16 protein-coding genes are annotated in these 14,387 nt (G+C 69.5%); 12 read left to right on the forward strand and 4 right to left on the reverse strand.

What is annotated here, in order from left to right; all coding sequences use genetic code 11:
* Positions 1–50: 50 nt before the first annotated feature.
* Complete coding sequence (locus tag ABGB11_RS24320; RefSeq protein ID WP_347636263.1) at positions 51–1,799, reverse strand: DUF2207 domain-containing protein; 1,749 nt, start codon at positions 1,797–1,799, stop codon at positions 51–53.
* A gap of 234 nt (positions 1,800–2,033) precedes the next feature.
* Between ABGB11_RS24320 and ABGB11_RS24325 the strand changes: the two genes are divergently transcribed.
* The 6 genes from ABGB11_RS24325 (at position 2,034) to ABGB11_RS24350 (ending at position 5,729) form a co-directional block, all read left to right on the forward strand.
* Positions 2,034–2,915 carry a neutral zinc metallopeptidase gene (locus tag ABGB11_RS24325; protein WP_347636264.1) on the forward strand — a complete coding sequence of 294 codons (882 nt, stop codon included), beginning with the start codon at positions 2,034–2,036 and terminating at the stop codon, positions 2,913–2,915.
* 70 nt (positions 2,916–2,985) lie between these two features.
* On the forward strand, positions 2,986–3,282 hold the full coding sequence (locus ABGB11_RS24330; RefSeq protein ID WP_347636265.1) for a YiaA/YiaB family inner membrane protein: 297 nt from the start codon (positions 2,986–2,988) through the stop codon (positions 3,280–3,282).
* Positions 3,283–3,429: 147 nt separating this feature from the next.
* On the forward strand, positions 3,430–3,921 hold the full coding sequence (locus tag ABGB11_RS24335) for a helix-turn-helix transcriptional regulator (protein ID WP_347636267.1): 492 nt from the start codon (positions 3,430–3,432) through the stop codon (positions 3,919–3,921).
* The gene (locus tag ABGB11_RS24340) at positions 3,918–4,433 is read left to right on the forward strand and encodes a hypothetical protein (RefSeq protein WP_347636268.1); all 516 of its coding nucleotides are present in this window, start codon (positions 3,918–3,920) and stop codon (positions 4,431–4,433) included. The genes ABGB11_RS24335 and ABGB11_RS24340 overlap by 4 nt, the downstream gene beginning before the upstream one ends.
* Positions 4,434–4,627: 194 nt before the next feature.
* Positions 4,628–4,993, forward strand: coding sequence for a DUF2516 family protein (locus tag ABGB11_RS24345; RefSeq protein ID WP_021594570.1), 366 nt, complete (start codon positions 4,628–4,630; stop codon positions 4,991–4,993).
* 16 nt (positions 4,994–5,009) lie between these two features.
* The gene (locus tag ABGB11_RS24350) at positions 5,010–5,729 is read left to right on the forward strand and encodes an alanyl-tRNA editing protein (protein WP_347636270.1); all 720 of its coding nucleotides are present in this window, start codon (positions 5,010–5,012) and stop codon (positions 5,727–5,729) included.
* Between the two features lie 78 nt (positions 5,730–5,807).
* Here ABGB11_RS24350 and ABGB11_RS24355 read toward each other — a convergent pair whose 3' ends face one another.
* Positions 5,808–6,449 (reverse strand): TetR family transcriptional regulator, encoded by a 642-nt coding sequence (locus ABGB11_RS24355; protein WP_347636272.1) that lies wholly within the window; start codon positions 6,447–6,449, stop codon positions 5,808–5,810.
* A 71-nt stretch (positions 6,450–6,520) separates the two neighbouring features.
* Here ABGB11_RS24355 and ABGB11_RS24360 point away from each other — a divergent pair, with 71 nt between their 5' ends.
* From ABGB11_RS24360 to ABGB11_RS24375, 4 genes are all read left to right on the forward strand, one after another.
* Complete coding sequence (locus ABGB11_RS24360) at positions 6,521–8,842, forward strand: MMPL family transporter (protein WP_347636273.1); 2,322 nt, start codon at positions 6,521–6,523, stop codon at positions 8,840–8,842.
* Positions 8,843–9,112: 270 nt separating this feature from the next.
* Positions 9,113–10,105 carry a glycoside hydrolase family 11 protein gene (locus tag ABGB11_RS24365; RefSeq protein WP_347636274.1) on the forward strand — a complete coding sequence of 331 codons (993 nt, stop codon included), beginning with the start codon at positions 9,113–9,115 and terminating at the stop codon, positions 10,103–10,105.
* A 180-nt stretch (positions 10,106–10,285) separates the two neighbouring features.
* On the forward strand, positions 10,286–11,332 hold the full coding sequence (locus ABGB11_RS24370) for a hypothetical protein (protein ID WP_347636276.1): 1,047 nt from the start codon (positions 10,286–10,288) through the stop codon (positions 11,330–11,332).
* 155 nt (positions 11,333–11,487) lie between these two features.
* A complete protein-coding gene (locus tag ABGB11_RS24375; protein WP_347636277.1) occupies positions 11,488–12,393 on the forward strand; it encodes a hypothetical protein in 906 nt (301 codons plus the stop codon).
* A gap of 42 nt (positions 12,394–12,435) precedes the next feature.
* On the opposite strand, the gene ABGB11_RS24380 is transcribed toward ABGB11_RS24375, so the two are convergent.
* Together ABGB11_RS24380 and ABGB11_RS24385 are read right to left on the reverse strand one after the other, a co-directional pair.
* A complete protein-coding gene (locus ABGB11_RS24380) occupies positions 12,436–12,759 on the reverse strand; it encodes a hypothetical protein (protein ID WP_347636278.1) in 324 nt (107 codons plus the stop codon).
* A gap of 22 nt (positions 12,760–12,781) precedes the next feature.
* Complete coding sequence (locus ABGB11_RS24385) at positions 12,782–13,363, reverse strand: hypothetical protein (protein ID WP_347636280.1); 582 nt, start codon at positions 13,361–13,363, stop codon at positions 12,782–12,784.
* A gap of 228 nt (positions 13,364–13,591) precedes the next feature.
* Here ABGB11_RS24385 and ABGB11_RS24390 point away from each other — a divergent pair, with 228 nt between their 5' ends.
* Both ABGB11_RS24390 and ABGB11_RS24395 read left to right on the forward strand, forming a co-directional pair.
* Positions 13,592–13,936 carry a hypothetical protein gene (locus ABGB11_RS24390; protein ID WP_347636281.1) on the forward strand — a complete coding sequence of 115 codons (345 nt, stop codon included), beginning with the start codon at positions 13,592–13,594 and terminating at the stop codon, positions 13,934–13,936.
* Between the two features lie 115 nt (positions 13,937–14,051).
* The gene (locus ABGB11_RS24395; RefSeq protein ID WP_347636282.1) at positions 14,052–14,330 is read left to right on the forward strand and encodes an ElyC/SanA/YdcF family protein; all 279 of its coding nucleotides are present in this window, start codon (positions 14,052–14,054) and stop codon (positions 14,328–14,330) included.
* Positions 14,331–14,387: the final 57 nt, after the last annotated feature.

The raw sequence follows: 14,387 nt of genomic DNA on the forward strand, positions 1-14,387 counted from the left end.
TGGCGATACCCGCCGTCAGGCGCTCAACCGTCCGATGGCCGCCCGCCGCCTCAGAGCCCGCGCGACTGCGAGATCGATCCCGACGTGGCCAGCAGGAACGTGCGCATCGACTCGGCGAACTTCGACAGGTCCCATTCGGCCGGGCCCTCGTACCAGTAGAGGTTGTCGGCGCCCTCGGCCCGCTCCCCCGCGTCCTTCACCGTCTCCGCCCACTTCGGGACGGCGTCGAAGACGACCGCGTACGGCAGGAGGCGGGAGAACAGCGCGATCCGCTGCCGCGACGCCGTCCCCTCGCCCTCGGGGATGACGCCGCGCTCCAGGAACGCGCGGAACCCGATCGTGTGCGCGAGCACCGTCGCGCCGCGTGCGGTCTTCGCCGGCATGTACTGCCCGCCGTACGCCAGCGCCGCGCCCGCGATGATCAGCGCGAGCCCGGCCAGCGCCCACTCGGTGGTGAACGCGAGCGCGACCGTCCCGGCGATGCCGAGCAGCGTCACCAGGATGCCGGCGACCGTCCACCGGGACCGGACGGTGTCAGGGCGCCGCGCGAACCAGCCCTGCTTCACCACGTCGTCGTACATGGCCGACCTGACCTGAGCGAGCTTGGTCGCGAACGTCCCGCCGAGCTCCGACAGCTTCACGGCGTCGCGGCCGGACCCGTCCGGCGCGGTCAGCAGGGCGTCCAGCAGGATCCGCTCGTAGGGCAGCAGGTCGGCCTGCGGGCGGTCGAGGCGGCGCAGCGTCCAGTCGAGGCGGCCGGTCCGGGCCCGGTCGTCCTCCTCGATCAGCAGGTAGCCGCGGACGGCGAGGTCGACGATCGTCGCGGTCACGTCGATCACGTCCGCCTGCTCGTCGATCAGCGTGCCGATCTGGCCGGGGCGCACCCCGTCCGGCGGCTCGAACTCGGCCCCGGCGAGCGGCGCGTGGTCGCCCTCGGCCGCCCGCTTCCCGACGACCCGCGCGTCCCGCCCGCGCAGCAGGTAGAGGACGGCGACCCCGCCGACGAGCAGCACGAGCAGGCCCGCCAGCGCGGCACCGGTCACCGCGTTGACCGAGAACGCCGTCGCGACCGTGTGCCGCCGCTCGTAGAGGGCCTTCCCGCCCGTCGTGCCCGCGGGCAGCCCGGCGACGACGGTCAGGTACTCGCCCGGCAGCATCCCCTGCTGCGCGTAGACGCCCTGCGTCTTGGTGTGGTTCGTGTAGTACTGCGTGCAGCCGATCGTGCTGCCGATCGGTCCGGTGAAGCAGTTGACGTTGCGGATCACCGCGCCGCCGTCGACGGTCACCTTCGCCTCGTCCAGCGGCACCTTCCAGCCGCCGACCACGGGCCAGCGCAGCTCCTCCGCCGCGCCCATCGGGGTGATCGCGCCGCGCAGGTCGTACTCCAGGACGACCGTGCGGTCGCCCGTCAGCTTCTGCCCGCCGCTCACCTTGATCGTCGTGGTGGTGTCCCCGCTGGTCGCGGTGACCTTGGCGGGCCCGCCGTCCGGGCTGCTGGCGCGCAGGTCGTCCAGCTTGTAGACGCGGTCCTCGGTCAGGCTCTCGTGCGTCCGGGTCGGGTACGTCCGCTGGAAGCCGTCGCGCCCGTCGAACCGGTAGACGATCGTCTCCTTCACCTTCGCGGTGCCGCCCTTGACGGCGGTGATGACGACCTCGTCCTTCAGCACCCGCTCGGACGCGCGGAACCCCGCGGCCGAGGCGGGCGAAGCGGGCGAGGCGGTCGCGAGGGGCAGGGAGAGCGCCGCCGACACCGCCAGAAGGACCGGACGCGTCCGGAACAACCGCGCAAGAGCAGACATGGCCGCAAATGGTATCGGGAACGCGTGCGATGATTCTGCGCTATGGCAGGTCATCACCCCCCGCCGCCACCACCGCCGCGGCCACCGGCTCCGCCGTACGGCCGGCCTCCCCATGGCGGCCCCCCGTACGGCGGTCCTCCGGGCGGTCCTCCGGGTCCTCCCGGGCCTCCGCACGGCCGGCCCGGCTACGGTCCTCCCCCTGCCTACGGACCGCGGCAGTACCGGTACGTCCCGATGCGCCCGCCGCCGCGCCGCAGCGCCGGCGGGACGATCGCGGGCATCTTCGGGGGGCTCACGTCGCTGGTCGTCATCGCGATCCTGGCGCTGTCGGCGGTCGGCGCCGGGCAGGACGGGACGGGCGGCATCCGGCCGTCGACGTCGCCCGGCGGCGCGTCCTCCCCGCGTGAGAAGGCGACGAACAGCAAGCTGTACAAGACGGGCGTGCTGACGCCGGTGAACTGCCGCCTGCCGCGGATCCTGCCGTCCGCCGAGTCGATGCGGCACTTCATGGACACCCTGAGCGACTGCCTGGACGGCGCGTGGTCCCGGCAGTTCGCGAAGGCCGGCCTCCCGTTCGACAAGCCGAACCGCGTGTTCTGGCTGGAGCCGGGGCGCAGCCCGTGCGGCACGTACCCGGCGCCCGGCGCGTCCGCGTTCTACTGCCCGGCGAACAACACGATGTACGTCGGGCTCCAGAACGTCGTGGAGACGTCGGGCGGCGAGCCGCTGTCCCACTACGCCGTCTACGCGCGGGTGATCGCGCACGAGTACGGCCACCACGTCCAGGACCGGGCCGGGATCCTGCTCTACGGGGACCGGCAGATGGAGTCGGGCGACGTCGCCACCCGGACGGAGTCGAGCCGCCGCATCGAGCTGCAGGCCCAGTGCTTCGCCGGCGCGTTCCTCGGCAGCGAGCGCGGAACGCTGCCGATGACGCGCGAGCAGTACGTCGCCATGGTCGTGGACGTGCGGGGGCGCGGCGACGAGGACCAGCCGCCGGAGAAGCGCGACCACGGCTCGGGCCGCCACTACGCGGGCTGGGTGATCACCGGCTACAACGGGCGCGACCTGACCGCCTGCAACACCTGGACCGTGCCGCCCTCCAAGGTGAGCTGAGTTCTTCACGCACGGGCGGCTGAGCAGGCGTACTCATGACCGGGACGTGGGCGGGCCGCAGACTCGTGCCATGACGACCTCGACCCCGCCGGCGCCCGCCGGCAGCACCGCGTTCTTCGTCCAGGCCGCGATCTCGTTCGCCGTCTCCAGCGTCGCCGTGGGCATCGGCGTCGCCTACCTGCCGATCAGCGGCTGGGTCCGCGCCTTCCTCGGGCTCGGCCTGCTGTACGTGATCACGTCCACGTTCACGCTGGCCAAGTGCGTGCGCGACCGGCAGGAGACGCAGGCCATCACCAGCCGCGTCGACCAGGCGCGCCTGGACAAGCTGCTCGCCGAGCACGACCCGTACGCCACCCCGTCCCCGTGATCCGTGCCCCCGCCGGCGCCGCCGTCCCCCGCCGAGGGGCGGCGGCGCCGGCTCTGTTTTCCGGCCTTTCCGGCATGTGAGGCGTTTCACCGCCAAGTGCTAGCTAGACTGCTTGCAATTGCAAGCACCATGACGCAAGGTGGAGACATGGCAGGTTCGAAGGTCGGCTCGATCGGGGAGTACATCCGCGAGCAGCGCACGCGGGCGAAGATCTCGCTGCGACAGCTCGCGGACGTCTCGGGCATCTCCAACCCGTATCTGAGCCAGATCGAGCGCGGCCTGCGCAAGCCGAGCGCCGAGATCCTGCAGCAGATCGCCAAGGGGCTGCGGATCTCCGCCGAGGCGCTGTACGTCCAGGCCGGGATCCTCGAGGAGCGCGAGTCCGACACGGACGTGCAGGCCGCGGTCCGGGCCGACGGCCTCCTTACGGAGCGGCAGAAGCAGGTCCTTCTGGACATCTACGCGTCGTTCCTCAAGGAGAACGAAGCCACCGGCGTCCTCGGCGCGGACATCGCCGAGAGCGCAGAGAGCGCAGAGAGCGCAGAGCCGCGGCAGGACGCGCCGGAGCAGGACGTGCCAGAGCAAGACATGCCAGAGCAAACCAGAGCAGAGCAGAACGGAAAGGAAGAGGTCGGATGACGCTGGCCAGCAACTTCCGCGAGAACAGGGCCGTCTACACGATGGCCGGCGCCGGCGACTTCGCGGTGGAGAAGATCCGCGAGGTCCCCGAGCAGGTGACCCGGTACCAGGGCCGCGCCCGCGAGACCGTCGGCAAGTACCAGGGCGAGGTCCGCGAGACCGTCGACCGCTACCGCTACCAGGTCCGGGAGACCGTGGACCGCTACCGCGGCGAGTTCTCCAAGTACCAGGGGCGGGTCGACGCCAAGGACCTGCCGGGTGCGGCCGTCGCGTACGCCACGCACTTCGGCACCCGCGCCGTCGAGTTCATCGACGAGCTCGCCGAGCGCGGCAAGAAGGTCGTGCACCGCGAGGCCGTCGAGGTCGCCGAGATCACCGAGGCCGACGCCAAGCCGGCCCCGAAGCCCCGCACCGCGCAGGCCCGCACCACGCAGGCCCGCACCACGCAGGCCCGCACCACGCAGCCGCGCGCCAAGGCCGCCGGGCAGAGCCGGACCACCACCAGGAAGTGACACCTTCCGCAGGTGACGGCGCGTGCGCGCGCCGGAGGCGAGGGCCCGGCCGGGAACACCCGGCCGGGCTTCTTCGTCTTCACCAGCAGGCGGGCTGCCGACGCCCGCTGGACGGTGCGCATAAGGTTGAGCGGGAAGAGCCGTGTGCGCGACGAGGAGTCGCCGTCCGAGACGAGCAGGAGCGCTGATCGCCGATGTCGGGCTTCAACGTGCTGGACTACTTCTTCTGGCTGCTGCTGATCATCGCGTTCGCGATGGAGGCATGGGCGCTGATCGACTCGCTGACCGTGCCCACCGGCGCGTTCTCGGCGGCGAGCAAGCAGAGCAAGAAGCTCTGGATGATCATCTTGATCGTCGCGACGGTGGTGGGCGCCGCCTACGCGGTCGCGCCCGCGGCGCTCGGAGCCAGCCCGATCGCCCTGCTGCTCGGCATCCTCCCGGTCGCCGCGTTCATCGGCGCGGCCATCTACCTGGCCGACGTCCGGCCGGCCGTCGGGCCGTACAAGAAGAAGAACGGCGGGCGCGGCGGCTCCCGATCGGGCCCCTACGGCCCCTGGTGACCCGTACGGTGAGGGCATGACGCGCACCACACGGCTCGAACTGGACGACCAGGAACTCCGCGAGTGGGAGGCCGTCGTCCTCGACGCGGGCCCGGACGGGATCGTCCTGGACCGGTCCGCGTTCTACCCGGGCGGCGGCGGCCAGCCGCCGGACCACGGGGTCCTGCTCTGGCAGGGCGTCCAGACCCGGATCGGGGGCGTCCGCAAGGGCGACGACCTGGTACTGATCCCGGTCGAGGGCGACCCGCTGCCGCCCGCCGGCACCGTGGTCCAGGGCGCCGTCGAGGACGAGCGCCGCACCGCCCTGATGCGCACGCACTCCGGCCTGCACCTGCTGTGCGGGGTGGTGTTCCGCGACTACGGCTGCCTCGTGACCGGCGGGAACATGGAGCCGCTGAGCGCGAGGATGGACTTCGACCTGCGCGAGGTCCCGCCCGGGTTCAAGCAGGCCGTCGAGGACGCGTGCAACGCCGAGGTCGAGGCCGACCGGCGCATCGACGTCCGGACGCTGCCGCGCACCGAGGCGTTCGAGATCCCCGACATCATCCGGACCGCGACGAACCTGGTGCCACCCGAGGTGCAGGACGTCCGGATCGTCGACATCGTCGGCCTCGACACGCAGGCGGACGGCGGCACCCACGTCGCGTCCACCAAGCAGATCGGCCGCATCAGGGTCGCCAAGGTCGAGAACAAGGGCCGCGGCTTCCGGCGCCTGCGCATCGCGATCGCCGACTGAGCCGGCCCCGCCGGGCGGGGTGGCGCCAGGCCGGGCACCGGCGGTCCGGGCGCCTCCGTCCCGCCGGTGCCCGGTGCTCTAGGGAGACGGGCGCGACAGCGCGTCCACCGAGACCAGCCCGTTCTCGACCATGTCGACGGCGCGGTCGAGGGCGGTGCGCATCGACACCGAGTCGTAGCCCTCGCGGCGGCAGTGCGCGACGACCGCCTGCATGCCGCCGATCGCGATGCCGGACGCGGCGACCGCGTCGATCTCCGGGATGCCGGGGCACAGCTCGCGCAGCAGCGCCTCGATCGCCTCCTGGGCGTCCAGCAGCCGCTGGAGCGCGCGGGCCCGGAGGGCGGGGCGCTCCAGGACCAGGGCGACCTGGACGGCCCCGTAGTCGCGGTGCTCGGCGACCACGGCCTCCAGGACGTCCACGATGCTGCGCCGGATCGTCTCCATGGGCGCCTCGCCCGGGGTCCGGCGCAGCCGCTCGGACACCTCGGCGAGCCGGTCGTCGATCTCGGCGAAGACCACGTCCTCCTTGGACGGGAAGTAGCTGAAGAACGTCCGGGGCGACACGTCCGCGGCGGCGGCGATGTCGGCGATCGTCGTCTCCTCGTAGCCGCGCTCGGCGAACAGGCGCAGCGCGGCGGTCGCGAGGGCCTGCCTGGTGCGCTGCTTCTTGCGCTCCCGCAGTCCCGCCCGCTCGGCGGGCCGTCCCGGCGCGTCGTCCATGTGACGGACGTTACCATGACTGCAAAGTTGCATCTATTGCAAAACTGCAGGCGTGGGTGTTTTCTGCCTGCATGGCGCGATTCCTGGGGGCACTGGGCCGGTTCTGCGTGCGGAGGCGGCGCACGGTCTTCGAGCTCTGGGTCGTGGTCATGCTCGGCGCCGGGGTCCTCGGGATCACGCACGGCGGCATGTTCGTCCAGCAGAGCACGCTGCCCGGCACCGAGACCCAGCGGGCCATCGACACCCTCGGCCAGGACTTCCCCTCCATGACCGGGCCGACCGCGACCATCGTGTTCCACGAGACGGCGCAGGCCGACCCCGCCGACTGGCGGGTCGCGCTCACGATCGGCCGCGCGATCGACAACGTCGGCAGGATGGACCGGGTCGCGTTCGTCGAGAACCCCTACGTGCGCGGCATGGGCGGCCTGAAGGACGACAACGCCGTCGTCGTCCGGCTGAACTTCACCGGCACCATGAGCGACGTCGGGCACGCCGACCTCGACGCGCTGAACCGGGCCGTCGAGCCCGCGCGGATGGCCGGCCTGGAGGTGAAGTTCGGCGGCATCGTCGCGATGATCCTCAACCAGCCGAAGGGCGGGCCGCAGGAGGGCGTCGGGATCCTGCTGGCCCTGGTCGTCCTGCTGCTGGCGTTCGGGTCGTTCCTCGCCGCGGGGATCCCGATCGTGGTGTCGCTGTGCGGGATGGTCGTCGCGTACTCGCTCATCCACGTCGGGGCGTCGATGTTCCAGATCGCGCCGACCGCGCCGATGGTCGCGGCGATGCTCGGGATCGGCGCCGGGATCGACTACGCGCTGTTCATCGTCACGCGCTACCGGCAGCAGCTCGCCGAGGGCGACGACGTCGAGACCGCGGTCGGGCGCGCCATGGAGCATTCGGGCCACGCGGTCGTGTTCGCCGGCGGGACCGTCGTGTTCGCGATCTGCGGGCTCTTCCTCTCCGGGATCGCCTTCATCGGGCGGATCGGGATCGCCGCCGCGCTCGCCGTGGCCATCATGGTCGTGGCCGCCCTGACGCTGCTCCCCGCCGTGCTGGGCTCACTCGGGCAGGGCATCGACCGGTACAACCTGCCCCGGGTGCGGCCCGACCGGAGTTCCCGGCGCTGGATCGCCTGGGGACGCCACGTCGACCGGCACGCCTGGCCCTACGCCATCGTCGCGACCCTCGTCCTGCTGGCACTGTCCATCCCGACCCTCAGCCTGCGTTTCGGCGTGATGGCGGACAGCATGTCGTCCCCGCGGATGGAGGCCCGGCAGGCCTACGACATCGTCGCCAAGGAGTTCGGCGCCGGGCACTACAGCCCGTTCGTGGTGGTCGCTAAGGTGCCCGGCGAGGAGAAGCGCACCAAGCCGAAGCGCGTGGTGCCCACGGTCGGCGGCCGCGAGGGGCTGGGCGGACTGACCGGCCCCGCGGCGGCCCCCGCGTCCCCGTCCCCATCCCCGGCGCCGGCCCGTCCCAAGGGCGCGCCGGACCCGAGCAAGAAGCCCGACAAGCGCGCGGTGCTCGTCGGCCAGGAGCTCCAGCAGCGGATCTCCGAGGTCCCCGGCGTCGAGTTCGTGGACGAGCCCGTCGTCACCGGGACCACCGCGATCGTCCAGGTCGTCCCGCGGGACGCCCCGCACGCCGAGTCGACCACCGACCTCGTCCACCGGCTGCGGACCGTGGAGATCAGCGCAGTGCGGGCCGCCCATCCCGGCACCGAGATCTACCTGGGCGGCGAGAACCCCGCGATCATCGACGTCGCGTCGACGGTCGGGGACCGCATGCTCACCGTCGTGGTGGCCGTGGTGGTCGTCGCCCTGCTGCTGCTGGTCATCGCGTTCCGGTCGATCATCGTCCCGATCAAGGCCGCGCTGATGAACCTGCTGTCGATCGGCGCGTCGTTCGGCGTGGTCACCGCCGTCTTCCAGTGGGGCTGGGGCGTCCGGCTGCTGGGCGTCGACCAGGCCATCCCGATCATGTCGTTCATCCCGCTGTTCATGTTCGCCCTGATCTTCGGGCTGTCCATGGACTACGAGGTCTTCCTGCTCTCCCGGATCAAGGAGGAGTACGACAGGACGGGCGACCCGCACGAGTCCGTCGTGACCGGCATCGGGGTCACCGCCCGCCTCATCACCTCGGCCGCGCTCATCATGATCTTCGTATTCGCCAGCTTCGTCCCGCAGCCGGACCCGACGATCAAGATGATGGCCCTCGGCCTGGCGGTGGCGGTCGCCATGGACGCCACGATCGTCCGCCTCGTCCTGGTCCCGGCGTTGATGAGCCTCCTCGGCCATGCCAACTGGTGGTGGCCGGGCCGCGGGCGCCCCACCCCGCCGCCTCCCCCGCCGCCGGAACCGGTCAGCGAGCAACTGGAACTCGAACTGACCCACTGATCGCCCCGAAACTTTCGAGAAGGCGAAGGATGCTCCGCTCGAAAGATCGCGTGTGAGCGATGAGTTTCGAAATCGATTGATCTCCCACTTCACCAGCCAGGCGAAACGCATCTAAACGCGGCTCATATTCTCGAAATTTTTCGAAAACTGTTGACTTCCCTTGAGGGTGAATCAACACTGACGGCATCACGGCTCCCCCGCCGACCCGGGTCACCCGTCCGAGGACGACCGTCCACCCCCCTGCCGGCGTCCACCAGGAGGAACACGCCCATGAGAACCGTCCCGGCCCACTCGAAGAGGCGCAGACGCGCGAGACCGCTGATCGGCGCCGCCGGCGCCCTCGTCCTGACCGCGGCCATGGCGCTGATGCCCGCCACCGCGCACGCGGCCATCACCAGCAACCAGACCGGCACCCACGACGGCTACTTCTACTCGTTCTGGACCGACAGTTCCGGGACGGTCTCCATGGACCTCGGGTCCGGCGGCAACTACAGCACGTCGTGGAGGAACACCGGGAACTTCGTCGCCGGAAAGGGCTGGAGCACCGGCGGACGCAGAAACGTCAGCTATTCGGGCAGCTTCAACCCGTCCGGAAACGCGTACCTGACCCTCTACGGGTGGACGCGGAACCCGCTCATCGAGTACTACATCGTCGACAACTGGGGCACCTACCGGCCCACGGGAACGTACAAGGGCACAGTCACCAGCGACGGCGGCACGTACGACATCTACGAGACGACCCGGTACAACGCGCCTTCCATCGAGGGCACCAGGACGTTCCAGCAGTACTGGAGCGTCCGGCAGTCGAAGCGGACGGGCGGAACCATCAGCGCCGGCAACCATTTCGACGCGTGGGCCAGTCACGGAATGAACCTGGGAAGTCACGATTACCAGATCCTCGCGACCGAGGGTTACCAGAGCAGCGGCAATTCCAACATCACCATCGGCGGCTCCGGTGGAGGCGGCGGTGGTGGCGGAGGCGGTGGCGGTGGTGGCGGTGGCTGCACCGCGACCCTTTCCGCCGGCCAGAAATGGGACGACCGGTACAACCTCAACGTCTCGGTGTCCGGCTCCAGCAACTGGACGGTGACGATGAACGTCCCGTCCCCGGCCAGGATCAGCGCGACCTGGAACGTCACCGCCACCTACCCCAGTGCGCAGGTGCTGACGGCCAGACCCAACGGCAACGGCAACAACTGGGGCGTCACCATCGCCCATAACGGGAACTGGACCTGGCCCACGGTCTCCTGCAGCGCAGGCTGACCTGCCTTCCGGCGCGGCGGCCGGCAGCCGGCCGCCGCGCCCCCGAAAAAGAAAACTCCCCTCCCCGAATCGAAGTTGATAATCTCGTTCCGCTGCTTCGATTCCCCCGGGGAGTTGGCGATGGACAATGCGTTGCGGCTCGCGACAACAGTGGCCATCGCACGACGATGCGTAGCGGCCTTGGGACGCGACGCGAGCCCGGGCGACGGCACGGCGGACGGCACCGTTCTCGCCGATGTGACGGCATTCGCCGAAATCGACGCCTCACTTCTCGACAAGACCCGCGAACGCCTCAGCACACAGGAGCTTTCTCCCTCACGTCGCGTCGACATCCTGACGGATTGGGCCTGGCCGATTCAGCGCGCGATGCTGTCCACCCTTCCGCTGCCCGACACGCTCGCCGAGATACGCGACGAGGTCGAGAGCGAACTCCAAGCCCGGGGCGGCGTAGCCGAGTGGCTCGACGCCGTGAACGGAGAGGTCTATGTGTGGGCCGCGTCCCGCACGGCGCTCGAATTCCAAAGGCAGGGCAGGTGGGACGAGGCGGGCACATGGCTCAGGCTCGCCCGCGAGTCAGGACACCTCCCCAGCAAGCCCGTCAACCGCCAGAGGCGCCTCACCATCATCGGCGCCTCCCTGGCGATACCGGTGGCCCTCGTCGCCTGGCTGATCGCCCGCTCCGGGGGCGGCGACCCGGAACCCCCTCCCCTGCCGATCTCCACTTCCGACTACGCTCCCGCCTGCGACGGCAAGGCCTTCCCCGGGGCCCCCGCGTACGCCGGCGCGGCACCGCACAACACGGTCGTGCTGACGGCCGCGGACGACGACAAGCTGCCCACCTCGCAGAAATGGGCGCCGCTCGACACCGTCCGGTCCGGCCTGGACGTCACGGAGTTCTCCCGAGCGTGGCGGCCCGACGACGCCCGCGCCGTCCAGGCCGTGGCCTGCGTCGACCTGGTCCGCCAATCCGAGCTGGCCAAGGTGTGCAATTACCGCCCCTTGCAAGACCTGATCCGGACCGGCCTGCCGACGCGGATCTCCATGTTCCGCGGCTACTTCACCATCACGGTCATCGAGGTCCGCACCGCCCGCCGCCTGCACCACGTCGAGGTCGCGGGCGAGAAGGCCGTCTGCCCGCAGACGGTCGCCATGAACACCAGCTCCGTTCACACCGAACTGACAGCCGACCAGCTCAAGTCCGCCATAGGCCACCTCATCGACGGCTGAACACCAGAACATCGCCTCTGGCACAGCCTTGCCCGGCGTGAAAGGCGTCCGCGCCTCCCAATGCCCACGAGTCCGGCCGAGGCATTCCCGTGGCCATACTTGAGCTTTGGTGTGGTGTCCGGGGAGGACGAGCCTGGATGAGACGGATGTTGTCTGTGGGATTCGCGCCGCACGCGGTCTTCGTCACCTGCGTGTGGACGCTGATCCGGGCGGGCAGCTTCTCCGGCCACGGCCACTGGCAGGACGCCGTCCCGCACACGCCATTCGAAGCAGGCGGCATCATCCTCGGCACAGGCGCCTGCGCCGCCGTCCTCGGCCTCCTCCTCTATCCCTTCCAGATCCGCGCGGTGCGGGTACTGGAGGGCTATTGGGACCGGTGGTCGCTCACCGCCCGACTCGCCGACATCCTCTTGACCTACCAGCGCCGCAGAGTACAGGCGATGCACAGGGCGACCGCCGCCCGTGAGAACGACGACGAACGGGCTCCCGTACCCACTGCGTCCGAGCGAAGACGCGCCGATGTGGCACGCCGGCTGGCCGGACTGCCACCCCGCGAGGCCCTACTCCCCACGGCACTCGGAAACGCCCTACGCGCAGGGGAACTCCGCGCCGGCGAACGCTACGGATTGGCGACACTTCAATCCTGGCCACGCATCTACCCGCAGATCTCCCGGCCCCTCCTGGACGCGCTGAACTCCGCGCGGGACATGCTCGATACCTCGGTGAACCTCTGCTACAGCTTTCTGGGCTGCGCCGTCACCCTGACCGTCGCCATGGTCGACGAGCCGACCAACTGGTGGCTTCCCGCAGTGGCCGTGGCCGCCGCTGCACTCGCCTACAAGGGGGCGGTGACGGCGGCCCAGACCTACGCACAACTCATGTTCGTCGTCTACGACCTACACCGCTTCGACTTGGTCAGGGCCCTGCACTACCGCCTCCCGGACCACGAAGAAGAATGGGCCCTCTTCCAACGCATCTCCGACGCCCTGAAACACGCCAAGGCCACTCTCCCCTACGACCACACCTCACCGCCCGCGCCACGCCGCGCCGCTGACTCCTAGCGGTCGAGGTGTTAGCCCGGTGTCGACGGCACTGGTCACTCTTTACGGCGCCTGATAAAGCGACGCCTTCAGCATCTCCAGGTGTTCCGCAAGGGCGTCGTACTGTTCGTCGACCTTGTAGCACAGATGGTGCACAGACGGTGGCAGGTCTCGGAACTCACAGCTCTCATTGTGCGTGACTCCGCTGTTGTGCTCGTGCAGATACCGGATGATCGCACTCTCACCGTGCTTGAGAACCGCATGCCACGTTTCGACCTTGTCGCCCCGCCCTGGCTTCGGAATGGGTACCGAGCAATGCTCTCCACGGCATAAGACGTCCCGTCCGACCAGGGGCATGCCGGGGAGAGTCGTCGCATGAGCCGTCATGATCCTCCTCCAAGCGTCGTGTTTAGGGCTTCCAGGGAATCTTGGCGAGTTCGGTCCTGCGGGCTCGCTGAAGCTTCCCGCTTCCGCGGTACTGCACGAGGACCCACACCAAGTCGGCCACTGCGCACACCAGCACCAGGATGGCTGCCGCCCACCGCCAGGATTCCTGGCGTCCCCCGTCAGGAGGTATCAGCGCGAGAGCAACTCCGAAGCCGAGCAGGACGGTGCCGAGGTTGAAGAAGTGAATGCCGCTGTTGTTGAACTTCGCCCACTTCTTGTAGTCATTGCCCTGCCAGATGCAAAGTTTCTTGTAGATCTCCGTCTGCTTGGAGACCCCGTGGGGGAACCAGGCGTCGATGTCAGCGCGAGAGTACAGATACTGGCGGGCGTAATAGTGGAGTTGGAGGCTTGCCACCAGCATGAGGGACGTCGCCACGAGCAGTAGCAAGGTAGCGCCGGGCCAGCGGAACGTATCCTTGCTCGCCGCGGCCACGACCCCCGCAAGAGAAAGAGCCGCGGCGGTGTAAAGCGGCGCCGCGATCGTCCGGACTTCCGTGGCGGCATACGAGTATCCAAGCGGTATGGGCTGCTGTGGGTCGGACATTGTTCCACCTTCTGCCTCCGAAGCCCTGCACGGAGCATCGCAGATCATCCGAGAACGAGCCATGGACAATTGCGGCCATGATCGCAAGTAATGGCGGTCTCCGGGCCAACGGGTGATCCAATTCCCGGAAGTTCGAGGGTCTGACACCGGAAGCGGGGAGGAGGTGACCGAAAGCGGCCGAGCGCAAGGGTAATGAAAGCCTGTCCGACAAGGAAGAATTCACGGACCATGACCGGCGATCCGCACATCCACGTCGACTCGAAGATGGGCCGCGGCGAGGCCGCCACTCGCGGCATCTTGGCCTCCACCTTCGGTCTGGCGGGCGACCTGCCGTCCACAGTGACCACAGGGTGCGGTTTGCGCGTGCCGTACGTGATGACCTCTCCACACCCGGAAAGCGTCACCTGCCTCCCTTGCCGCGAATACGCGAGCAACGAGCATCGACGCCTGGCCGAGATGGTCGAGAAGCTAGGCACGATGCCCGGCTCGCCCATCTCCCCCGCCGACGCCGCACAAGCAGCGACCGCCCACCGCACTCTCGCAAGGAACTTCTCGGACGGTGAGGGCGTCTAGAGTCGCCGCATGCGACGACGGACGGGATTGGCGATCGCCGCGGCAGCGACCCTGGCCTGGGGCGAGTGGATGATGATGGCCGACTACGCGCACAATCCGTGCTCGCGTTCGACGCGTGCTGCTCGAAGACAAGAGCGCGACGACGTGGGAGAACGTCACGAACGTGATCCCGCTGCTCGAGGACGTCGACCGCATCAAGATCGCCTCTCAGCCGGCGCACGCGCTCAAGGCCCGCGCGTACCTGCGGCGGCAGCGCCCTGATCTTGCCAGGAGGCTCGTGCGGGCGGACGACTACCGCCCAGGCGAGTGGACAGCCGTCAAACCGCTGCTGGCCCTGTACGGCCTCTGGACACTCCGCGGTCTCAAGCCCGAAGAACGAAAGGCCGCGCTGTAGCGGTCGCGGCCGGGTTCTCTCATCCGAGCCTGTGGCGCTTCTGTGGACAGGACGTCG

Source organism: Actinomadura sp. B10D3 (assembly GCF_039871695.1).
Lineage (GTDB): Bacteria > Actinomycetota > Actinomycetes > Streptosporangiales > Streptosporangiaceae > Spirillospora > Spirillospora madurae.